Source organism: Prevotella sp. khp1 (assembly GCF_900102205.1).
GTDB lineage: Bacteria > Bacteroidota > Bacteroidia > Bacteroidales > Bacteroidaceae > Prevotella > Prevotella ruminicola.
Genome location: NZ_FNJZ01000002.1, coordinates 115,078 through 139,913, shown reverse-complemented (window position 1 = coordinate 139,913; position 24,836 = coordinate 115,078). Strand labels below are relative to the sequence as shown.

Here is a 24,836-nt window from a genome sequence, read left to right as displayed (position 1 = left end):
ACTAAAGCCCCTATAGTATCATACTACAAGGGCTCTAGTATCATAGAAAAGCCGCCGATGAGATCGGGTGGACGATTCATCGGCGGCGGGGGAGTTAGAAATTTGATTAGGTTTTTATCTCTTCAGGAGGTTGAGCTGGGTTTGGGGAGCCAGCACGTTGTTAACCTTGGTCTGCTGACCCTTGACGTTGGCTTTGAGAGTGGCTTTGATGTCCTGCGATGAGGCGCCTACCAGGAACTGGTATTCGCCGGCGGCTACTACCCAGGCTGAGGCTGATTCGTCGAACGAAGCCAGGTCGGCAGCCTGTACGGTCATCGTTATTGTCTCGCTCTCGCCTGGAGCCAACTGCTTGGTCTTACCATAGGCCTTGAGCTCCTTGACGGGTTTGTTGGCAGCCTGGTTGTCGGGAGCTGAGATGTAGAGTTCAACCACTTCCTTACCCTCGTGCTTACCGGTGTTCTTAACTGTTACGCTCACCTCGTAGGCGTTGCCCTTCTCAACAATCTTGGCATCGCTATACGCAAAGGTGGTGTAGCTCAAACCAAAACCGAATGGATAGCTGACGGGCACATCGAACGAGTCGAAATAACGGTAGCCCACGTAGATATCCTCCTCGTAATCGGTATAATCCACATTCTTCACATTGGCGCTCTTTGAGCCCTGATTGGTCATGTCGATACGTGGATCCTGATCTACGGGGAAGTTCTTTGAACTGTAGGCATCGGTAAACTTCACGGGCCAGGTCATGGTGAACTTTCCGCTGGGTGACTGCTTACCGCTGAGCACGTCAACCACGCTGTTACCACCTTCCTGACCAGCCTGCCAAGCGCACAGGATGGCATCGGGCAGGGTGTTCCAGCTAGCTGTCTCGATAACGCCACCGATATTGAGCAGTACCACAACCTGCTTGCCAGCCTTGTGGTAAACGTCGCACACCTGAGTGATGAGCTGGCGCTCAGAGTCACTCAAGTTGAAGTCGGCAGCCTTGCGGTCCATAAACTCACCCGAGATACGACCGAGTGTGATCACGGCGATATCCGAAGCAGCGGCCTGTTTTGTGAGCTCGTCGGCGCTGAACTGCTTTTCGGCAGGCAATGGTCGGGGCATGAAGCGCATCAGCATGGCGTTCTTGGGATCTTTCTTGGCAGCAGCTGCAATTTCTGCCTCTACCTTAGCCTTGCACTCGGCTGCGTAGGCGGCATAGGCGTTCTTCAACTCGTCCGAAACGGTATAGCCGCCATTCTTCAGACCGTCGAGCAGCGACACCACATAAGCGTGGTTCACATTACCCGAACCAGTACCTCCAGCGATAAAATCGTAAGAGGTGTTACCATACAGAGCTACATTCTTTACCGTCTTGGCAAAAGGCAGGGCGCCACCATTCTTCATCAGTACCATACCTTCGGCAGCACTCTGACGGGTGACAGCAGCATGTGCTTTGAGGTCAGGCTTGTTTGAATACTTATAACCCTGATAGCGGGGGCTCTTCTCAACCAGGTTCAGAATGCGCTTGACGCTGCGGTCGAGGTCGGCCTCGCTCAGCTTACCGCTTTTCACACCAGCTACGATGCTGTCGAACTGCTCGGCCTTACCCGGCTGCAGCATGTCGTTGCCGGCCCACATCTGCTTGGCACCATCCTTGCCGCCAAACCAGTCGGTCATCACCGTACCCTCATAGCCCCACTCATCACGCAGAATAGTGGTTACCAGGTCCTTGCTCTCTGAGGTGTAAACGCCATTGATATAATTATAAGAGGTCATCACCGTCCAAGGTTTACTCTCCTTGATGGCAATCTCGAAGCCCTTCAGGTAGATTTCGCGCAGGGCACGCTGAGAGATATGCGCATCGTTGTTCATGCGGTTGGTCTCCTGATTGTTGGCCGCAAAGTGCTTGATGCTGGTACCCACATCGTTCTTCTGCACACCGGTGATATAGGCAGCAGCAGTCTTACCAGCCACCACGGGATCTTCAGAGTAGTACTCGAAGTTACGACCACACAATGGGTTACGCATGATGTTGAGGGCAGGAGCCAGCAATACGTCGGCACCATACTCTTTGACCTCCTCGCCGATGGCTTGTCCCACCTGCTCGATGAGCTGGGTGTTCCAGGTCGAGGCCAGCAAGGTTCCGATGGGGAAGTGGGTGCAGTAGTAGGTGGCTGAATCATTGTCACGCTTGGCATCGATACGCAGTCCGGCAGGACCGTCGGCCAATACCACAGCGGGAATACCTAATGAATCGAGAGGGTAGGTGGTACCAGCGGCACCAGGCACTAAACTACGGGTAGCGCCAATCACAGCATCATTGCCCGAGAAGCCCGCCATACCAGTACCGATGACAAAGTGTGCCTTGTCTTCGAGTGTGAGCTTGCTCATCACCTCTTCCTTGTTGATGGTGTTCTTAGGGCCTTGTTTGTCGGCTGTAGCGCAGGCTGTCAGCAGCAAAGCAGCTGCAGCAATGTAAAAATGAGAAAATTTAAAAATTAAGCCATCTGACTGCTTCATAATTATATAACTTTTTAATTATTACATTATTACATTTTTTCATTATTTAAAAAGCAGTGGAGTGAACTCTGAGAGATAAATTCGCCAGTTGCGCCAGATATGACCACCCTCGGTCTCCAGATAGGTGTATTTGTGGTGCTTCGAGTCGAGATAAGCGCGCAGGTCGTTGTTGTTCTTGATGAGGAAGTCGGTTTTGCCGATACCAATCCAGAACAGCTTGGGGTTCTTGGCAAAGAGCTGGTCGATCTTAGCATTGCGGTCGGCATAGATGTTGGGGAAACCACCATTGGGCTGCTGCTGATCGACTGCGGCTGAGAACAGACCGACGTAACCGAACATATCAGGATTGTTGATGGAGATAAACAGACTGTGGAAACCACCCATCGACAGTCCAGCGATGGCGCGGTGGGCCTTATCCTTCTTCACACGGTAGGTCTTCTCGATGAACTTCACCACATCGGGGAAAGCGGTCTCGAAACTACCCTCCATGGTCTTAGGCAGCATCATGGTAGGCACCTTGAATCCCTCGCTGGTCTCGCCAGGACAAGCCTCCTGCGAGATGTTACCGTTGGTCATCACCACCAGCATAGGCTCGGCTTTGCCCTGAGCAATCAGATTGTCGAGAATCTGGGCTGCACGACCCAGCTCGCTCCAAGCATTCTCGTCGCCACCGATACCATGCAGCAGGTAGAGTACAGGATACGCCTTACCGCTGGTTTCGTAACCGGCAGGGGTATAAACGGTGAGACGACGGGTGAGGCCGGCAGTAGGACTCTCGTACCACACCTTACTAACGGTGCCATGAGCCACCTTGTTGACCTTGTAGAGGTCGGTACGCTGGTCGCCACCAATCAGCAGTACGCTGAACAGGTTGTTGATGTCGCGGATGTTATACACATTCAGCGGGTCGATAATCTTTACACCATCCACAATCATATTATAGGTATAAAGCTCGGGCTTCAGGGGTTCGGTCGTGAAACTCCAAACACCCTTTTCGTTCTTTACCAAGTCCACCACGTTGGGAGCGTCGTAGGTGTTACCGCCAAATTCTACCTTTTTCGGGGCTAGGAAATCGCCGGTAATCTGCACCTTCTGTGCCTCGGGGGCAATGAGGTTGAATGTCACACTGTTGTCGGCATGTACGTCGGGCGAGGCCACCTGTGGGCCCTGACCCCAGCTCAGGTTCTGCTGAGCTTGGGCTGCCATGCCCATCAGGCAGAGGGCAGCCATAAGCATTAGTTTCTTCATTATTATTATTTTTTTTAGCTATTCACGCTGCAAATATACGATTTTTTTCTTACTTTACAAGTGAAATGAACATCAAATTGAATGCACCGCTACCGGTAGTACCTGCAGCATCGATGGTTTCGAGGCCTGTGCCCTTAAATGAGAACAGGGTCTCGCCCTCGGCGCTCTTAGCGGTGGTTATCTCCACGCTTCCACCTGTCAGATACTGCATTGTGCCGCCATTATCCAGATAGCTGGTGCCGCCTGCCATACCGTAATCGGGTATTGAGTAGCCGGCGCTTATCTGCATGGCATCATGCGCATCGCCAACGATGGTATAGGTGCCAGCCAGGTCGGCTGCCTGCTTGTTGTTGCCATTGATGGCATCGAACATGGCTACCTGCTGACCATTAGGATCCTTGACGGTAATGGTATATTTGGTAACGTCGGGATAAACGGTGTTCTGGAAGGTGGTCCAGTCCATGATGGCAACCTCGCTCGTTGCGATGGTCATGGTATAGCCGCTGGGCTCAGGATCATCCTCACCTACGATGAAGCTCAGCTCACCCTTATAGTATGTCTTATACTGCTTACCGTCGGTGGTCTTTACCAGTCCGCTGATAAAGTAGCAACCGTTGACGGCGCTCACGTCGATGCTACCCTCGCTGATGGTTGCACCATTGATAGTACCAGCATAAGTACCACCTGTAGTGAGGGTGGCTACAGGCTGATAGGTCCCCTCGCCAAGAATCCACTCCTTGCTGCCAAAGCTGAGGCTGAGGCTGTTGCCTGCAGCATCGGTAAACTGGGTGTTCAGCGCCTTGATGCCCTTACCCAACTTGGTGGTAGGCTGTACGCTGCCGTTATTGAAGGTGCAGAAGGTGATGTTGTTGAACTCGCCCTGCAGGTCTTCGATTGATTTATTGTCGCAAGCCGTAAAGCCAATCACAGCCAACAACATGATGATATATCTAAACTTTTTCATAATTTTCAATTTTTACATTTTCTCATTCTTACATTTTTTAATTTTTTAATTTTTTAATTTTCCATCACCATCCCGTGTTCTGAGTCATATTGGGGTTGAGTTCGATTTCCTTCAGAGGGATTGGCAGTAGGTTGTGCTTCTCCTGGAAACCATACTTATCGTTCTTGAAGAGCCACTGTACACCCTCGGTACCGAAGGCCGGTATCTCCTTACCCTGCTGACCCAGTGCCGACGCTGCATCGCCCCAGCGAACCAGATCCTGGAAACGTACGCTCTCGTTGCAGAGCTCCAGGCGCTTCTCGGTCTTGATGTCGTTCAGCGTTACGCTGGTCAGCGGTGTCTCCTTGGCGCGGATACGAATCTGATTGATGTAGTCGAGTGCCTTGCTGCTGTTGCCTGCCTGCAGCTGAGCCTCGGCGGCCAACAGCAGAACCTCGGCATAGCGCATAATCTTCAGATTGGTGAACTGAACGCCCTGGAAGAATGACTGATCGACAACACAGTCCTCCTTCAGCGACTGGTTCTTCCACATAAAGTAACCCTCGCAGCCATATACCAAGGCGCCCGTCTGGATGCTAACGCCAAAGTTCTTCAGCTGCTCGTAGGTCATCATGGTTTTGTTCAGACGGTAGCCGTTAGCACCTTCCCAAGCCACGAACGCATCGTAGAGCGACTTGCGTGGGTTCATGAATCCATAGGTACCCTGGGCAATCACGGCAGCTGCCTGTCCGCTGTAGTTCATCTTGTCGGTACGCCAGCCCTGCATCAGCAGACCCATGTCGAACTGGTTCCACATCTGCTCGGTATCGTTACGCTTCTGCAGTTCGAATACCGACTCGCAGTTGTTGTTGGCTGCAGCATGGAACTGCGCATCGTACTCACCCTGATAGAGTGCGTATTTGCCTGAGTTAATCACATTGTCGAGCATGGCGGCAGCCTCGCTGTACTTACCTTCGAAGAGATAAGCTTTACCTAAGAAAGCCTGAGCCGTCTCTTTGGTGATGCGGATACCTCCCTCGGCATCGTTCACGTCGCTCTTCGAGGGCAGGGTGCCGCTGTTGATGGCTTCGTTCAGGTCGTTCTCGACGAGTGCCCACATCTCTGCAGGATCGCTGTTGGCTAAGCGATACTCACCTGGTTCCAACAGGTGGTCCACAACAGGAGCTGTGCCAAACAGGGTTACCAGTTCGAACGAAGCCCATGCACGGAACACCTTAGCCTCGTTGATGGCGCGTTTCATAATAGAGGTTTCTCCCTGTGTCTTGTCGATAATCAGGTTGGCTTTGTAGATGACGCCATAGAGACCCGAGTAGAGGCTCTGAACCATACCGTGATCGGTGCCGAAGGTGTATTCGTTGAGTTTCTCCATTTCGGCGTTGTCGCCACGCGAACCGCCACCTGTCCAGACATCGTCAGACAGACAGTTCTTGGTCATAAACCAATTGTAATGTAGGCTACGCATCTGCAGATAGAGCGAAGAGGTGGCCTGCATGGTGTTCTCGTCGTTGGTGTAGAAGTCTTCCATACTTCCCAGGTTGCCGTGCTTGGCAATGTCGAGCTCGCTGTCGCAGCTGCTAAAGCCGAGCGATGAAACAGCCAACATGGCGATATATATGATTTTCTTTTTCATAATGATTTCAATTTTTCAATTCTTTAATTCTTTAACTCTCTTAGAATTCAATGTTCAGTCCCAGTACCACTTTCTTCGAGGTGGGGTAGCCACCCTTGTCGATACCCATACCCGAGGTAGAGTTGGTAGCAGCCTCAGGATCGAAGCCTGGATACTTAGAGAAGGTGAAGAAGTCGTCGAGCGAAGCGTAGATACGGGCATGGCTCAAGGCTACTCTATTGATGAGGTTCTTAGGCAGGGTGTAACCCAGCTGAATCTGCTTGATCTTGAAGAAACTGCCATCGTAAACCAGCGCACTCGATGTGGCATACTTATCCATGTCGTTAGCGCCAGCACGGGGTACGGTGCCGTTAGGATTATCTACTGTCCAACGGTTGTCGTAGAACACTTCCTTCAAACGGTTCGAAGCAGCGTAGTCGGGACGGTTGATACAGTTGAAAATCTTGTTACCGTGCGAACCGGTTCCGAATACGGTCAGGTCGATGCCCTTATAGGCCGCTGTGAGGGTGAGACCATAGGTGAAGTCGGGAATGGCATCGCCGATGCAGGTCAGGTCGCCATCCGATACTTTTCCGTCGCCATCCAGATCCTCGAACAAAGGATTACCTGTTTCCTTGTCGATGCCGGCAAACTTATAGCCGCGGAAGTAGTAAACGGGATAGCCCTTCTCGAAATAGGTGATGGTGTAAGTGTGGAAGTTGCTACCGCTCAGGCGGGTAATAGAAGGATCGATATAGGTCACCTTATTGCTCAGGGTAGAGAGGTTGGCACGGATGCTGTAGTTGAAGTCGCCGATATGGTCGCGCCAGCCCAGCTCAAACTCAAAGCCCTTGTTCTCAACGTTACCGGCATTCATAGGCGAGGTGCTGCCACCGATGATGAGCGATGGTGTGGTACCCCATACCAGCAGGTCCTTAGTCTTCTTGATAAAGTAGTCGATGCCGAAGGTCATGCGACCGCCCATCAGGATACCGTCGAAACCAAAGTTCAACTGCTCTGAAGTCTCCCACTTCAGGTCGTCGTTACCCATGGTTGATGGGGCTGCGGCCTGGGTGTAGTTGATACCTGAAGAGAATGGATAGAGTCCGCCCAGTGCCATATCGGTGCTGTAGCTGTAGCCGCCCAATGCCGAGAGACTACCGTTCTGACCCCAGCTGGCACGGAACTTCAAGCTATCGAAGGCTTTCTTCAGTGGTGCAAAGAACTTCTCCTCGCTGATGGTCCAACCTACTGATACGGCAGGGAAGTAACCCCAACGGGTTTTCTTTGAGAGCTTCGACAAGTCGGCAGCATCTGCACGCAGCGAAGCCTGCAGCAGATAACGTCCCATGAAATCGTAAGACAGGCGACCGAAGTAGGAGTACTTGGTGCTCTCGTTGGTTTCGCCGCTCACACCTTTCGTGGCCGAAGCGTTGGCATAGTTCAGATAGTAGAACAATGGGTCGTTCTTCTTCAAGGCATCCTCGCCATTGGCTGTCAGCGAACCGTTCACATTGTCGCTTGATGACTTCTGGAACGACATACCTACCATGGCTGTAACGGTATGACCACCAAACTGTTTCATATAGTTGGCAAAGTTCTCCCACTGATAGTAGATAGAGGTAGAAGAGCCTGCGCTGAAGTCGAGATAGTCGCGACTCTGTACACCGTTACCATAGAATGGCAGACTGGTGCTGCTGCTACGTGTACCAGCCAGACGATAACCGAAACGAGAGGTAACAGTGAGGCCTTTTAATGGTGTGAAATCACCATAGATAGAACCGTTGATATTGAATCCCTGGTTCTTCGACAGACCGTTGTCGCGCATAATCATGGGATGATACTGCTCACCGGCATAGAACTTAGATACGGCATAGTAGTTACCATTCTCGTCCTGCAGCAGCTGCTTGCCGTTGGCCTGGGCATTTACCATCTGGTAAGGCAGGTTCTCGGCGGTGTAGGTGTCGGGAGTCAGTGGGTCGAGCATCAGGATGGATGTCAGTAGCGAGCCGTACTCGCTGTTGGTAGATACCGAGCGTACGTCGTATTTCTCAATCTGGTTGGTAGTACCCACCTTCAACCAGTCTTTTATCTTATATTCGGCGTTGATGGTGGCTGTGAGTCGTTTGTACACATCAGCGTCGCCTTTAACGATACCATTATTATTAAGGTACGCGAGCGAAAGGAAATAGTTGCCGCGGTCGTTACCACCGGTAAACGAGAGGGCGTGCTTCTGCATGTGACCATGATTGAAAGCCACATCGGTCCAGGCTGTGTTGGTCACACCGTCCCAGTTCTTCAGCATATAGTCCTTCGTAAAAATGTTACCCTCGTCCATATACTGGATATACTGCTCGGCGTTCAGCATCTTGGGGATGCGGGCCAGGCTTTCGTCGGTAAACATAAAGTCGTAGGTAATCTTACCCTGTCCGGGCTTACCTTTCTTGGTGGTGATGAGAACCACACCATTACCAGCCTCGGCTCCGTAGATAGCGGCCGATGCAGCATCCTTCAGGATTTCCATCGAGGCAATGGTGCTGGGGTCGATACCACTGATATCACTCAGGCGCACACCATCAACAACGAACAGGGGCTCTGAGCTTGAATTAGAGGAATAACCGCGTACGCGGATGGTTGGTGATGAACCAGGAGCAGCGCTCGACTGGATAATCTGTACACCCGAGGTCTTACCCTGCAGGGCTTGTTGAGCGTTGGCGATGGTGCGGTTTTCCATATCCTCGGGCTTTACCTGGGAGATGGCACCTGTTACGCTACTCTTCTTCTGTACACCATAACCAACAACAACGACTTCGTCGAGTACCTTGTTGTCGGGTTTCAGGTTGATAGTCATGCCGTTCTTAGCGGCACCTTCAAAGGTTTGATAGCCGATGTAGGTCACCGTGAGGGTATGACCTGCTTGAATGTTTACCACGAAGTTACCATCGAAATCGGTGATGGTGGCATTCTTGGGATTACTTTTTTCGGCTACGGTTGCTCCGATAACGGGTTCGCCGTTCTCGTCGATTACATGGCCCTTCAGTCCTTGGGCGAAAGATGTTACTGACATCATCAGTGCCATCAACATCAGCATAATACTACTCTTCTTCATTGAGCTTTAATTGTTTTGAGTTAATTGTTAGGAATATAATTTGGTTATGAAATTATCGGCTGCAAAGGTAACGCGAATTATTAAATAGTGTTTTTTTATTCTGTTTTTCGTTTTTCGCGCTTGTTCAAATCTATATAGGTGTTGTTCGATTTGTTTAAAAGTTGTCGTGTATGTTCAAATAATGGTGATAATTGCTGAATTATCAGGAGTTTTTGTTATCTTTGCAAGCAAATAACTACAAAAAGATGACTAATAGAAAACCTGTTTTCGCAATTATAGTTTGTGCAATGCTTGCTATGTTGATGCTGGGCTGCCAGCGTCAAGGAACTATTGGTACTACACTCGATAAGGACGAGGAGCACGATCTGGTGGTGGCCAACGAACTGTCGAACAGTCGTGTACAGTGTATCGCCGAAGATGCCGATGGCTACTTGTGGATTGGCACCTTCCGTGGCTTGAACCGTTACGATGGTCACGAATATCACCAGTATTTCTGTACCTTCGACTCCTTGGGGCTGCCCGATAATCAGATACAGAGTCTGCTTTGCGATCAGCAAGGTAGGCTTTGGGTGGCTACCGTAAATGGTGTGTGCCGTTATACCCGACAGGATACTTTTGAATCGATACCGATGCAAACCAGTAACCGGAATGCACGGAAACTATTGATGGACAGTAAGGGGCGCATTTTTGCGTATAATGGTATGGAGCTGCTAATGTACGACGAGCAGCAACATATCTTCCTGTCGAAGTTTAATCGAACCATCACCAATCAGTCGTGGGGCGACTGTTTTATCGATGGCGCCGATAATATCCTGATGGTGAGCGCCGACAATCTGCTGGTCATCAATGGCGAGACGTTTAAACAGAAAGCCGAGGTGAAGGCCGGACAGCAGTTGGGATTCTATTTCTTCGAACTGTTGCCCAACGGGTTGCTGTTGTGTTCGGGTAATGGCACGTTGCTGCTCTACGATACCAAGTCGCAGCAGATAATTCCGCTCAGTACCGAGATGCATGAGAGGCTAACAGCTCACAATAGTGTGCTGCAGGCTGCCTGTTTGCTGGATAACAATACCATCCTGCTCAGTACATCACGTAACGGACTCTTTGAATTGAACCTGCTCACTCATACGCTGAAAGGACAGGCCGACGCTAACTTCACCTTACCGGTGCCTGATGCCTATGTCACTAAGATTTTCCAGGATTCCAGAAAGAATATCTGGTTGGGCACGTATGATAAGGGCCTTTTTGCCGACTACTATTATAAAGAGAAGTTCGGCGGTAGCGATAACTACTTGAATAGGGTGATAGAGAATTCGTCGGTATTGGCTGTGGCTATCGATAAACAGGCCAATCTGTGGATATCTACGCTGCTGAAGGGCGTGTTTGTGTATCATTCCACCACCCAGAAAGCTGAGCATATCGAGATTGCTGGTCTGCCGGCAGGCGAGAAGAAGAATGCGATCACCAATATCTTCTGCGATCGCGATGGGCTGCTTTGGCTTTCTACCACCAGTGGGGTGATGAAGTGCCAGTATGATGGCGCGAAACTGAATATTCTGAGTCAGTGGCAGTTGCCGCCAACGATGTGTTTCGAACAAACTGGCGATGGCACTGTGTGGGCATCTACAAGCACCACCTATATCTTCGCCTTCAGACCAGGAAGCACAGAACCGGAGGCCAAGCAAGCCTTTAATGTTGACTTTACGTTTATCCCATCGCTGCTGAAATTAAAGGATGGCTCGATGCTGATATCTGCTTTCTACCAGCCCATCACGAAGGTGAACCCTCAAACGGGGAAGCTGAGTGCGTTGGATATCCCCAGCTTGCAGCGTTGCATCCGTCGCAGTGTGTATATCCCTACCGATATGCTTCAGGATGCGAAAGGGAATATCTGGATAGGTACTGTGAGTAATGGACTGCTGTGCTATTATCCGCAGACCAACGAGGTGCGTCGTATTGCCGGCCTGTCATGTTCGGATGTAGGTAGCATTGAGGAAGACCGACAGGGTAATCTGTGGATTAGTACCATGAAAGGCTTGAACCGTCTCGACCCCAAGACAGGCACGATGACTGCGCTCTACAAGGCCGACGGATTGGCTGGCGATGAGTTTGCCGATCGTGCTTCGTGCCAGTTGCCTAATGGCTGTCTGGTGTTCGGCGGTACCGATGGTATCACCATGTTCAATCCCGCTGATATCGATACGCTCAGGACGATTCCCCTGAAGTTCTGTCATCTGAAGATTCATAACCAGATGGTTCGTCCCACAAAGGGTGCTCCTATCGAGTCGATGCTCGATAACTGTCAGGAGGTGCGCCTGAAGCACAGCGAGAATAGTTTCAGCATCTCCTATACCGCCCTCGACTTTGGCGAATACGAGCGCGTACATTATTATTATAAGCTGGAAGGGTTCGACAACGACTGGATTGATGCTGGCAGCAGGCACGCCGCCGGCTATGCCAATCTGCCGTCGGGCCACTATACCTTCCGTGTTCGTATCACCGATAGTACCAGCGACGAGACCAGCAGCGATGAGCGCCAGATTAGTGTCGTGGTGGAGCCGGCACCGATGTTGTCATGGTGGGCTTGGCTGATCTATCTGGCACTGGGGGCGCTGTTGGCTTGGTATCTCTACCGCAATGCCAAGCGTGTGGTGGCTGCCCGTCGTGCTGCCCGAAAGGCTGAGATGGAGAAGGAGCAGGAGTTGCGTACCAACCAGATGAACATGAGTTTCTTTGCGAATATCGCCCACGAATTCCGCACACCGTTAACGATGATTGCCGGTCCGGTGGGGCAGTTGGCAAAGAGCGACCGTGTGGGCGACGAGGAGCGCAGTCTGCTGAGCATCGCTCAGCGCAGCATCCAGCGCATGTTCAAACTGGTCAACCAGCTGATGGATTTTAATAAATTGGAAAACGATACCCTGCGACTGAGTGTAGAGCAGATAGATGTGGTGAAACTACTGAACGACATCTGTGATACCTTCGAGTTTAATGCCAAGGAAAAGGGACTGACGCTGAGTCGCTTTGGTATGGAAGACCAGCTGATGGCATGGACCGATGGCGACAAACTGGAGAAGATTGTGAGCAATCTGCTGTCGAACGCTTTGAAGTTCACTCCACGAGGTGGCAGGATAGATGTGCAGCTGGATGTGGTTGATGATCAGGTGAAGGTAACTATCGCCGATACGGGTAAGGGAATCCCCGAGGAGCACAAGGAAAACATCTTTAAACGCTTCTATCAGTTGGATAATCAGACGAAGGCTATCGTAAACTATGGTACGGGTATAGGTCTTTATTATTCGCGCCGATTAGCCGAGCTGCATCATGGAACCTTGACAGCAGGCAACCGTACTGACGGCGAGGGAGCTGTGTTTACCTTGGTTTATCCCATGAATAAAGAGGCATACACTGATGCAGAGTGCAGACCGTTGGAAGGAGATAATACGTTAGCAGTCGGCGCCCAGCTAACCACTACCACCTTTCAGTCATCACCCATCACCTCGCATCAGAATGATGATGACCGTCCGACAATCCTTGTTGTTGACGATGATACCGAAATCATCAACTATATGCGAATGCTGTTCTCGCATGATTATCGACTGATTACCTGTCTAGATGCTGACACGGCACTCGAAGAGATGCGTGCCGCAGAACCGAATATCGTTCTGAGCGATGTGGCTATGCCTGGTAAGGATGGCTATCAGCTCTGTCAGGAAATCAAACAGGATATCCAGCTGAGTCATATCCCCGTTATTCTGGTAACAGCCAAGGTAACAGCCGAAAATCAGGTTGAGGGCTTGAATGTAGGTGCCGATGCCTATGTCACCAAACCTTTCGAGCCTGCTGTGCTCTCGGCACTCATCCAGTCGCAGCTGAAGAACCGCGACCGTGTGCGCAAATTGCTGACGAATGCCACTACTACCGAGGATGAAAGCGTGGATAATGCCCTCTCGGAGCAGGATAAGCACTTTATGGAGGAGCTCTACAAGCTCATGGAGGAAGAGTTGTCGAATTCAGAACTCGATGTAACCCGTATTACCAAGATGCTTTATATCTCGCGTACCAAACTCTATTATAAGATAAAGGGTTTGACAGGCGAAACGCCCAGCAGTTTCTTCCGTACCTACAAGTTGAACCGCGCTGCCGAACTGTTAAAGGGCGGTAAGCATACGGTAGCCGAGATTGCGGATATGACGGGCTTCAGTACCCAGAGCCACTTCTCGGTGGTATTCAAGAAACAGTTTGGTGTTACCCCTACCGAGTACAAGGGGTAGGGGTTGTGCAATCGTTTGCCACAGCTATGTTATGGGATTTCTTTTCTGATGCGAACAACGTATCAGAAAAATCCCTATCTTTGCAGCATGAGAATAAACTAAGAACAAAAATGAAACGGATTTTATTAGTAACCGCCATCCTGATGGCAAACGTTTTAACGATGAGTGCAGCAAAGAAACAAGTGATTGACCGTATCGAACCCACCGACTGGTATGTAGGCTTGAAGAATCCTCAGGTACAGCTGATGGTGTACGGAAAAGGTATCCGCGATGTTGCCAGTGTAACAACCGATTATCCAGGTGCAGTCATCGACAGTATCGTTCGACTTGATTCGCCCAACTACCTGTTGGTTTATATGAATCTGCGTGATGCGCAGCCAGGCACGATGGTGTTGAACTTTGGTAAGACCAAGGTACAGTATCAACTTAAACAGCGTGAGATGAGTGGCGATAAGCGTATGGGCTTTACCAATGCCGATGTGCTCTATATGCTGATGCCCGACCGTTTCGCACAGGGTGCCAATCATTCTACAAAGATAAAGGGCATGCGTAACTATGTAGAGGATCGCACCAAGCCCAGTCTGCGTCATGGTGGCGACCTGAATGGTATCCGCGAGCACCTCGACTACTTTAAGGAGCTGGGCGTAACCGCGCTTTGGTTTACCCCTGTGCTCGAGAATGATTCGCCCGATACCAAGAATGATTTCGCAACCTATCACGGCTATGCCACCACCAATTATTATAAGGTGGACCCCCGCTTTGGTTCGAATGAGGATTACAGGCGCCTTTGTGATGAGGCTCACCAGAAAGGCTTGAAGATTGTGATGGATATGATTTTTAACCACAGCGGTTTTGAGCATCCCTGGACCAAGGATATGCCAACCAAGGACTGGTTGAACACCCCCGAATGGTTGAACGAGCAGCAGAGCGGTCGCGACCCGATGACTGGTTTTACCGCTAATGCCGATGGTTCAGAGCCTGCCAAGAGCGCTTATCTGCAAACATCGTATAAGCTTACCCCAGTGGTTGATCCTTATGCCTCAGAAGTTGATTTGAAAGAAACCGTAGAAGGTTGGTTTGTGCCCTCTATGCCCGATCTCAACCAGCATAACCCTCATCTGATGCGTTATCTCATCCAGAACTCTATCTGGTGGATTGAGACCGTGGGTATCGATGGCATCCGTATGGATACCTATCCTTATGCTTATGCCGATGCTATGGCACAGTGGCTGAAGGAACTTGATGCCGAGTATCCCAACTTTAATACCGTAGGCGAAACATGGGTAACCGAACCTGCTTACACCGCTGCTTGGCAGAAGGATTCGAAACTTTCGGAAAACAATACCTATCTGAAGACAGTCATGGACTTCTCGTTCTTCGACAAGTTGACTCAGGCCAGATTCGAGGAAACAGATGGTTGGTGGAAGGGATTTAACCGTATCTATAACTCGTTTGTTTACGATTATCTCTATCCCAACCCATCGAGTGTGATGGCTTTTATCGAAAACCATGATACCGACCGCTACTTGGGTAATGGCAAAGATACCCTCGCCCTGAAGCAGGCGCTGGCACTGTTGCTCACAGTAAATCGTATTCCTCAGCTGTATTATGGTACTGAGGTGTTGATGAACGGTACAAAGGAAAAAACGGATGGTGATGTACGTAAGGACTTCCCTGGTGGATTCCCCGGCGATACCCATAACTGCTTTACCAAGGAAGGTCGTACGCAGAGCGAACAGGCTATGTTTACCTGGCTTTCTCGTCTGCTGCACTGGCGTCAGGGTAACGATGTGATTATTAAGGGTAAGCAGATTCAGTTTACACCGTTTAATGGCATCTACGTGATTGCCCGTCAGTATCAGGGTAAAACAGCGCTCACCATCCTGAATGGTACATCGAAACCAGCAACACTTGAAGTTGAGCGTTATGCCGAGGTTATTGGAAAGACATCAAAGGCTAAGGATATCCTGACTAATCGTTACTATGATTTGTCGAAGAATTTCGACCTGAAGCCACGTCAGTCGCTCATTCTTGAATTTTAAATAAATAAAACAGAAAGGATTCCCTCCCGCCATGCAGGAGGGAATCCTTTTTGTTTAGCGCTTTTTGAAATTCCACTTACAGTTGTCTGTATTGAAATCGTATTTAGCGAGTGTAGGTGTTGAGTCGCCTGCTGAGTAGAGGCAGAGCTCCTTGTTCACGCCCTCCTGACCAGGAATGGCCTTAGGCATGATGCGGTAAGTACCGTCTGTCAGCTGCTCAATACGCCAGAGCTGCTCGTCGGCACCAGTATAAGCGGCAACGGTTGTTACTTCCTTGTTGGCAGTAGCAGCCAGGGCGCGCTCGGTACCTTCGATAGTGATCTTGAAGTAAGGATTGCTCAGATAACCACCTGCAGAGTCAACTGGAGTAATGGTCCAGCGCTGGTGAGGACGGTTCATATAGTCGCAGATGCGAGCAGGAATATCACCCTTTGGCCATGTATCGATTACCTCAGCGAGTGTCTGGTTAGCGATAGGTTTCACAGGCTGCTCCATCTGGTTGCGGTTGAACCAACCCTGGCGCTCCTGCTTCATGCGAATAAAGTCAACAGTGAGTTCCAGTGCATAACCACGGCGCTCCGACTCAATCCAGAAGTTGCCACCCTTGAAGTTATCACCAGCCACAGGCCAACCGTTCTTCCATACGATAGGACGTACGGCCAATACCGAACGACCGCTCTGCTCGAAATCAGCCTCCCAGTGGAACGACATCACCTCAACACCTTCGTCAACGATGAAACGTCCGAAGTGACCGGCACCGCAGGCGCGGTCTTCGGCTGCAATCACCATCTTTCCACCGCCATGATACATGTCACGACCTACATTGTCGAGATAAGGACCTTCTACGCTACGTGAGCGACCTACTACAATATTATAGGTAGAGTTCACGCCGTCGCAGCAAGTGCCGTGGGTACCCAACAGATAGTACCAGCCATCGCGGTACATCAGGTCGCTGGCCTCGCAGTCGATAGCGATATCCTTCTCCTTGTTACCCTTCTTACGGAAACCAGTCTTGGGGTCGAGCTCAATCAGTCGGATGGTTCCGAAATATGTTCCGTAGCTTACCCACAGGCGTCCTGTCGTGGGGTCTAACAGCAAACCAGGGTCGATCGCATCCTGATCTTCCATACCGTCAGAGGCGCAAACCTCTACTGCCTCGCTCCACTTGAAGTCGGGCGACTTGGGGTCGAGGGTTTTGTTCCACATGGTGAGGATACGACCAGCGTGTCCACCACCCAGGCCGCCACCTGTTGCACCATAGATACAGAGGTAACGGTCGCCAATCTTCAGTACGTCGGGGGCTGCGCCGCCACCAGGGCGCTCGGCGCCACTATGCCAGCTCCAACCATCGTCGGTGATGATACCGCCACCACCGGTACCAAAGGTGTAATATTTGCCATCGCACTCAGCCAGTGTCGAGGGATCGTGAATATAAGGAGCGCCAATCTGCGCATTAGCGGCTGCTGTTACAGCAAGTGTCGCCAGAAGTGTATGTAGTCTTTTCATTTTTATTGTGCTTTGATTGTATAGTTAGTTACAGGATTACCTTTCTCGTCGAGGAAACGAACGCAGAAGTCGCTCATACCTGGGCCATTGATAACGGCACCACGCAGGATGTTACGTCCTTTCTTCAGGGTGAGACGTGCCGACATAGCGTCGTCCTTTACCATACGGCGGTCGCCAGAGAGCAGCAGTGCTTCCTCGCCATTGAGCCACCACATTGAGGCTGAGTTAGAACCTACGGCCAGGCGTACGTTTTCGATGTCCTCGTCGCAGTCGATGATAGTTACAGCCCAGAAGAGTACGCCGTAAACCTGCTGTCCCCATTTCTCAGCAAAACGGAACAGTTTTACGTTCATGTTCTCGCTGTCGAGAGCGTGCCAGGTCAGGGTCTGCTTCACAGTTGTCACTTTGGGTTCGGCAGGTGCCTGCTGACCAAAGCCGCGACCAAAGCCGGGAGCTACTTCTACCTTCTTATATTCGGCCTTCACTTTCTGCCCATCCTTCGGAACGATGGTCTGCTGACCCTTGAAATATGTAGTGTTAAAGTGCTCGCGCAGATATGAGTCGGTGAATACGGTGTTGCCGCTATTGGGCTTGTCGATAGGCTCCAGGAGCAACCAGCGACGGATGAATCCCTCGTCATCGGGCTTAGCTGTAGGTGTAGTAACAGCCGAGAAGTACTTAGGGCGGTTCTTGAACTGAATCCAGTCAACGCTAACGCCAGCATCCCCCTCACAGGTTATTACCAGATCGGTAACACCCTTAGGCATGTACTCTAATGGGGCAGTGAGTGTGAGCCACTGGTTACTGAAGTCGCGACGGAACATAGCTGGTGCGCCAGCAGGACTCTCGGGCTTCACGGTCATGTCGATCTTAGCGATAATCTTGCCGTTGGCTGCCTTTTCACGTACGTAGAGTGTGGTATTGCCGGCTGCTTTGGCATTTACAATCAGGTATCCCTCGGTCAGACAGTCGAAGTTTACATCGTTATACTTAATCCAGCTACCTTTTACAGGGAGTGTGGCCTGGTAGCTACGGAATGTATTAACAGTGTCGATCAGCGATGTGGTAACATCCTTGCTGGCCTCGCTGTAGCGGTCGATTTCAATCTTCTCTGTTGCCTCGTTGATACCTGCACCACGCATGGTTGGCTTCACTTCCTGGATGGTTCCATCGGGGTTGAAGTACAACTTTTCGATACATACCGAACGACGCTTGTCGTCACGTGGTGAGAAATCGTTGTGGTGATAGAACAGATACCACTGACCCTTGTAGTTGATAATACTGTGATGGTTGGTCCAGCAGCCGTTAGCATGCTCGGCCATAATCAATCCTTTGTACTCATAAGGACCCATTGGGTTCTTACTCATGGCATAACCGAGAACCTCGGTATTCTCTCTTACATAAGGATAGGTGAGATAATAGTTACCATTATATTCGAAAGCGAATGGACCTTCGGCCTGACGACTTGGCAGTCCCTTCAGGCAGTTCACACCTTTCATTTCAAATTCACGCTCGCCAAACTTCACTTTCTCGGTGGGTGTGTCGTCGGCCAGCTCCTTCATGTTGGGCTTAAGCTTGGCGCAGCGGCCAGCTCCCCAGAAGATGTAAGCATTACCATCCGAAGCCTGTAGCACACAGGGGTCGATACCGCTGATGCCTTTGATGGGCTCTGGCTCTGGAATGAATGGACCCTCAGGATTGTCGGCAACAGCTACGCCGATACCAAATCCAAATCCCTTTCCCTCAGCGGGGGCAGATGGGAAATAGAAATAGTACTTACCGTTTCTGTACACACAATCGGGCGCCCACATCGAGTACGAGTTAGGACGTACCCAGGGCACTTTGTTCTGGGTTACAATCACACCATGATCTGTCCAATCGGTCAGATTCTCTGATGAGAATACGTGGTAGTCTTCCATGCAGAACCAGTCCTGTCGCTGACCAGCGGGTGGCATGATGTCGTGCGATGGATAGAGATACACTTTGTTGTTGAATACGCGAGCCGTCGGGTCTGCCGAGAATTGGTCGCGGATTACCGGATTCTGTGCTAATGATACCAGAGGCACAGACATCAGTAAAGAAATACAAATTTTCTTCATTGGCAATGGTTTGTTATTTATTATAGATAATGTATAGTAATACGTTTAATCGTTAGATTTCAGTTATTTGAGTCTTTTCTTAGGGAAACGTTTAATCCCTTATTACCTTTTTATATATAAATGTTACAAATGCAAAACAGATTGTAACATTCCTCTTCGTAAAGATGCCGCGTTGTCACAACGCAGCATCTTACAAATAAAACCAAAACAAGTCTTTTTTAGTATTAATCTGTATAGTCGTATGGTCAGATTCTTATGATTGGTAAGAGAAGCTTCGGGATAGTGGTAAAAGGTTTATGGTTGACTATCACTCATGTCACTCTTATCGTAACATGGTGCAAATATACGACAAAAAACGATTATCTTACTTTATTTCTTGTAACAAATTCTTTTTGATTTATATCATTCCTGTTAATTTCTTTTAATATTCAAGCAAATGTTGCTTTTGTCATAAAAAAGGTGCCGCGTCATCGCGACGCAGCACCTCCGAAATACCAAAACAATGTGTCTAATACTAACTACTATAATTCATTTGTTAAACATCCGATTTGATTTACTTGTTAGCCCAACCACGTACCTGGTGCATCTGATCGTTAATTTCGATAACGGTCTGTGGCAATGGCCAGTACTCATTCTTGCCTTCTACGAACTGGAGTTTGATACCAGCGTCGGCGAATGGATGGTGGATCTTATAAACCAGCTTGTGAGGCTTAGTGCCACCTGACTGGAAGTATTCATCCCACTGCAGAGGAATGTTGTCGAGTACTTTGTCGTAGCACTGCTTAGCAATACCCCAACGTACGATGTCGAACCAACGGCAACCCTCGAACCAAAGCTCATACTGCTTCTCGTCCTGAATGGTCTGCAGATCAACAGATGTAGAGATGGTCTTAGAACCAGCGCGCTCCTGAATCTTGTTCACATACTTCAGAGCCTCTGTGCTGTTACCAGATGCCAGGCAAGCCTCAGCATACAGTAGGTAAGCCTCACCCAGACGAGCAATACACAGGTTAGTGTTGTTACAGTTGTCACCTACAGAGAGGTCAACATCATTAGGATGACACATCATCTTTACTTCCATCACGTCGCTACGAGAGAATGAACCAGCACTCTTGGTGATACCACGATCTGGGTCGAACTCCTTCTCGGCACGTGTCTTCTTGGTAGCATCGCTTCTCCAACCGCAGAGAGTCTCATCATAGAAGAACTCATCAGAGGTGAGGAAGGTTGCCTTACGACGATAGCTGTCACCATCGTTTTCAAGCATCTTGTGAGCGAAGTCCTGGTTGATAGAGCCACCGCCCCAACCGCCAGTTGAGCAAATCAGTGGGCTCTTACCACCACCCTGGATATCATCACCACGCCAGTTCAGTACGTTGGCAACCATCCAACGGCCACGCTGAATGCTACCGCCCCATACACCACCGATAGCGGTGTTTGTGGTATAGTTGAACTCGAAGATCTTCTCCTCGCAACCATCACCCTCTACGTGGAACAGGTCGCGGAAACGGTTACCGGGAACCAGTGCATAGTTAGAAGACTCTACCAGTGGCTTCAGTAGGCTAGCTGCCTTTGCATTATCACCAGCGAACAGAGCAGCTTTACCAGCAACGAACTGAGCAAAGCCCTTAGTTACACGCCAAGCGCCTTCCTTGTCGCTCTGACCCTTACGCTCGGGCAGGTCGCCCATAGCCTCTTCACAATCCTTTACGCAGAAGTCGAAAATAGCTTTCTGTGACTCAGCGTTGGTTGGTTTGTCGTTAACAATCAGGTGATCAACGATAGGTGGCTGATAGTAAACCTGTGCAGCCAGCATGTGAGCCCATGCACGCATTACCTTAGCCTCTGCTACAGCCTGACGCTTAGCTGGTGTATCAGCTGTCTCACCGAAATAGTTGATAACCAAGTTGGCTGAGTAGATTGACTTATAGATGTGGTTGTAAAGAGTTCCGATAGGACCAGAACTTGGGTCGTAACGCATCTCGTTCAGTATACGGAAGTCAGCGTGGTCGTTGATGTCACCACCAGCTGCGAATACATCGTCAGAAGAGTAGTTCAAACCCATGATATAGGCGTTCCAGATACCCTCGGTACCACCAATCTCACCAGTGTATGTGGCATACATAGCTGTAACGGCTGATTCGGCATCGGCATCTGTCTTGTAGAAGTTGTCAGTACTGCTGGTAGCCTTCTGCTCAATGTCGAGCAGGTCCTGGTTACATGATGTGCACATCATGCCTGCAGTAAGCACAGCTACAGAAAATAATATCTTTTTCATATTTATATTCAGTATTTAAATTTATTGGATTAGAAAGTAACACTTAAACCAAGAACCAGCTTGCGCATGTTAGGATAAACACCCTTGTCGAGACCTGGGCAGTTGTACTCCTGTGTGCAGGTTTCTGGATCGAGACCAGGATACTTGGTGAATGTGAAGAAGTCGTCAAGAGATACATAAGCACGTACGTTCTGCATATAAACCTTCTTGGTCAGGTTGGTAGGCAGGGTGTAACCCAGCTGAATCTGCTTCAGTTTGAAGAATGAACCGCTGTAAACCATAGCAGAAGAACGCCAGAATGTACCGCTACCAGCTACTGAGGCTGCAGTTGGCATCTTGTCAGTCTTGAAGTCATCATAGATGCCCTTAGCGATGTTGTTGTAACCTGTACGATACAGACCGTAGTAGATGTCGTTTCCTGCCTCACCAGCACCGAATACAGTCAGGTCGAAGCCCTTATACTCGGCATTCAGAGTGATACCGTAGGTGAGTGAAGGCAGACCAGATCCAACGTTGGTCATATCCTCAGCCTGTGGGTCGTTGGTGAGACCGCCATCCTTAGTATAGTACTGAGCAGTACCATCAGCTGCACGTCCGGCATACTTATAACCGCGCATGTACCATACTGGCTGACCCTGTTCGAAGTAGCAGCGTACAACCTCAGGGCTAGCACCCTCTACAGTAGCACCAGAGATACGCTCGATAGAAGGATCGAGGTAAGTTACCTCATTGTGCAGAGTAGCGAAGTTACCTGAGATGCTGTATCTGAAGTCACCGATGTTGTCTTTCCAAGTGAGCTCAACCTCAAGACCGCTGTTCTCTACCTCACCAGCGTTGATAGTAAGTGAAGATACACCTGACTCAGGCATAGCAGGAGCTGATACGAGCAGGTCCTTAGTCTTCTTCTTATAATAGTCGATACCGAGTGACAGGCGATCGTTGAAGAAACGGAAGTCAGCACCGAGGTCGAACTGCTGTGACTTTTCCCATGTCAGGTCGGGGTTGGCAATACCGTTAGGCATTGAACCGTAAGAAGCAGCGTTTGTTGCGCCGTACTGGTACCACTGACCATTGGTGTTGATACCTGCGGTGTATGCGTAGTTGTTCAGTACGTTTACGTTACCGTTAGTACCCCAAGATACGCGGATCTTACCGAACGACATGATGCTTGGGTCGATGTTGTCCTTGAAGAACTTCTCGTTAGAGAATGTCCAACCTGCAGAACCAGAGAAGAAGTAACCCCAACGGTTGTCCTTTGACAACTTAGAAGAGTCGAATGCATCAGCACGGAAGTTACCCTGCAAGCTATAACGGTTGTCGTAGCTATAGAGAACACGGCCGAAGTAAGAGAGCGCGCGAGTCATGTTAGGCTGACCGCTGAAGCTCTTAACAGTATCATCGTTACCGTTTACACAGTTCAGATAGCGGAAGTTAGGCTCATAAGCCTTCAGGATGTCTGGACCAGAAGCGCTAGCGCTTACGCCGTTAGAGTTGTACTGACGGAATGACATACCGGCCATGGCACCTACATTGTGCTTGCCGAAGTCCTGGTTGTAGTTGATGAAGTTTTCCCACTGGTACCAGGTAGAGTTGTTGCTTGCACCGCTGATGGTGTAGTTGTCACCCTTGGTCTGACCATTCAGGTAGTAAGGATACTGCCAGTCAGAGGTGTTGTTGAATGACAAACGATAACCCAGACGAGAAGTGAAGGTAACCTGTTTGATAGGAGTAACGTTCATGAATACAGTACCATTTACGTTTACGCCCTCGTTTCTACCCTCAGAGCGGTCGCGCTGAGAGAATGGGTTGGCACCGGCCAAACGTTGGTTGAAGTAAGATGTAGCATAGTAGCCGTTCTCATCACCGAAGAGTGTGTAGCTTGATTTACCAGCCTGAATCTGATCGTAGTAATTAGCGTAGTCGCCCAGCATCTGGTTGCGAGATGTCCAATACATTGGAGTCAGTGGGTCGAGCAAAAGCAGCATCTCGAATGAAGAACCGTAACCATTCTCAGATACGCCACGTGAAGACCACTTCTCGATAGCAGTGTTGGTACCAATCTGCAACCAATCCTTAATCTTATAGTCGGCATTAATCTGAGCAGTCAAGCGCTCGTATCTATCCTTGTTGCCCTTTACGATACCATCCTGGTTTACATAGCTTGTGCTCAGGAAGTAAGAACCACGGTCGTTACCACCCTGGAAAGTCAGAGTGTGCTGCTGTGCCCATGTGTTCTCGAAATATTCCTTCATCCAGTCTGTATCTGTGTTAGGATTCCATCCATACAGAGACTGTGCATCAGCCATATCAGCGTTTACACGCTCAGCACCGAGCTGCATGGTCATCCAATCCTTGAACTGAGAAGCGTTCAAGAGCTTACCAACGTGACCAAGACCCTGGTTGGTGAACTTAGCCTCGTATGTGATATTACCCTGACCCTTGCTCTTCGCACCGCTCTTAGTGGTAATCAGTACAACACCATTACCAGCCTCAGCACCGTAGATGGCAGCTGAAGCAGCGTCCTTCAGAACCTCCATTGACTCAATCATTGAAGGATCGAGGTACTGGATGCTTGATACCTGCAGACCATCGACGATCAGCAGAGGACCGATGTTGCTAGAGTTTGAAGAGTAACCACGTACGCGGATAGAAGCACCCTGACCAGGCTTACCTGAACTGTTCAGAATCTGTACACCAGCGGCCTTACCCTGCAGAGCAGCAGCAGCGTCGGTGGTTGAACGGTGTTTCAGGTCCTCGGCCTTTACTGATGCTACAGCACCGGTCAAGTCTGATTTCTTCTGCACACCATAACCGATAACTACGATGTCATTCAGTGTCTGTGCATCTTCTTTAAGTGTAATTGAAAGATTGTTTTTGCCAGCTACCTTTACAGTTTCGGTAGTGTAGCCAATGTAGCTGATAACCAGTGTGGCGTTGTTGGCAGCCTGAACACTGAAGTTACCATCGAAGTCTGTAATGACACCCGACTTTGATCCCTGTACTTTTACACTAGCACCAATGATCGGGTCGCCAGATACATCTTTCACCGTTCCCTTGATCAAGCTCTGAGCCAGCGCTCCCAGTGGGAACAAACAGAGCAGGAACAGTGCCATTAACGGCTTTTGGATTGATTTAAAATTCCACATAATTAATTTAATTAGTTAGATAATTGAATATGTTATTTGGCTGAATTCGTACTTTT

11 protein-coding genes and 1 pseudogene are annotated in these 24,836 nt (G+C 49.7%); 2 read left to right on the top strand and 10 right to left on the bottom strand.

The window, feature by feature from the left end:
* Positions 1 to 114: 114 nt before the first annotated feature.
* The 5 genes from BLR73_RS06515 to BLR73_RS06495 all read right to left on the bottom strand — a co-directional run bounded on the left by BLR73_RS06515 (position 115) and on the right by BLR73_RS06495 (position 9,417).
* Entirely contained in the window at positions 115 to 2,505 is a 2,391-nt protein-coding gene (locus BLR73_RS06515; protein ID WP_091860345.1) for a beta-glucosidase family protein, read from the bottom strand.
* 42 nt (positions 2,506 to 2,547) lie between these two features.
* Positions 2,548 to 3,753 (bottom strand): esterase, encoded by a 1,206-nt coding sequence (locus tag BLR73_RS06510; protein WP_091860342.1) that lies wholly within the window; start codon positions 3,751 to 3,753, stop codon positions 2,548 to 2,550.
* A 49-nt stretch (positions 3,754 to 3,802) separates the two neighbouring features.
* Positions 3,803 to 4,717: a hypothetical protein gene (locus BLR73_RS06505; RefSeq protein WP_091860339.1), complete on the bottom strand. Its 915-nt coding sequence runs from the start codon at positions 4,715 to 4,717 to the stop codon at positions 3,803 to 3,805.
* Between the two features lie 64 nt (positions 4,718 to 4,781).
* Positions 4,782 to 6,347: a RagB/SusD family nutrient uptake outer membrane protein gene (locus BLR73_RS06500; protein WP_091860336.1), complete on the bottom strand. Its 1,566-nt coding sequence runs from the start codon at positions 6,345 to 6,347 to the stop codon at positions 4,782 to 4,784.
* Positions 6,348 to 6,387: 40 nt separating this feature from the next.
* Positions 6,388 to 9,417: a SusC/RagA family TonB-linked outer membrane protein gene (locus BLR73_RS06495; RefSeq protein ID WP_091861244.1), complete on the bottom strand. Its 3,030-nt coding sequence runs from the start codon at positions 9,415 to 9,417 to the stop codon at positions 6,388 to 6,390.
* Between the two features lie 263 nt (positions 9,418 to 9,680).
* Here BLR73_RS06495 and BLR73_RS06490 point away from each other — a divergent pair, with 263 nt between their 5' ends.
* Both BLR73_RS06490 and BLR73_RS06485 read left to right on the top strand, forming a co-directional pair.
* Positions 9,681 to 13,709 carry a two-component regulator propeller domain-containing protein gene (locus BLR73_RS06490; protein ID WP_091860333.1) on the top strand — a complete coding sequence of 1,343 codons (4,029 nt, stop codon included), beginning with the start codon at positions 9,681 to 9,683 and terminating at the stop codon, positions 13,707 to 13,709.
* Between the two features lie 110 nt (positions 13,710 to 13,819).
* Positions 13,820 to 15,751 carry an alpha-amylase family glycosyl hydrolase gene (locus BLR73_RS06485; protein WP_091860330.1) on the top strand — a complete coding sequence of 644 codons (1,932 nt, stop codon included), beginning with the start codon at positions 13,820 to 13,822 and terminating at the stop codon, positions 15,749 to 15,751.
* A 54-nt stretch (positions 15,752 to 15,805) separates the two neighbouring features.
* Here the strand turns inward: BLR73_RS06485 and BLR73_RS06480 are convergent, their stop codons facing one another.
* The 5 genes and pseudogenes from BLR73_RS06480 to BLR73_RS06460 all read right to left on the bottom strand — a co-directional run bounded on the left by BLR73_RS06480 (position 15,806) and on the right by BLR73_RS06460 (position 24,747).
* The gene (locus BLR73_RS06480; protein ID WP_091860327.1) at positions 15,806 to 17,257 is read right to left on the bottom strand and encodes a family 43 glycosylhydrolase; all 1,452 of its coding nucleotides are present in this window, start codon (positions 17,255 to 17,257) and stop codon (positions 15,806 to 15,808) included.
* A gap of 2 nt (positions 17,258 to 17,259) precedes the next feature.
* Entirely contained in the window at positions 17,260 to 17,958 is a 699-nt protein-coding gene (locus BLR73_RS14755; RefSeq protein WP_369793380.1) for an acetylxylan esterase, read from the bottom strand.
* A 471-nt stretch (positions 17,959 to 18,429) separates the two neighbouring features.
* Positions 18,430 to 19,329: pseudogene (locus tag BLR73_RS14750) on the bottom strand (family 43 glycosylhydrolase); the annotation flags it as partial.
* Positions 19,330 to 19,909: 580 nt separating this feature from the next.
* A complete protein-coding gene (locus tag BLR73_RS06465; protein ID WP_091860323.1) occupies positions 19,910 to 21,634 on the bottom strand; it encodes a RagB/SusD family nutrient uptake outer membrane protein in 1,725 nt (574 codons plus the stop codon).
* A gap of 29 nt (positions 21,635 to 21,663) precedes the next feature.
* Positions 21,664 to 24,747, bottom strand: a complete 3,084-nt coding sequence (locus BLR73_RS06460; protein ID WP_233456367.1) for a SusC/RagA family TonB-linked outer membrane protein — start codon at positions 24,745 to 24,747, stop codon at positions 21,664 to 21,666.
* Between the last annotated feature and the right edge of the window lie 89 nt (positions 24,748 to 24,836).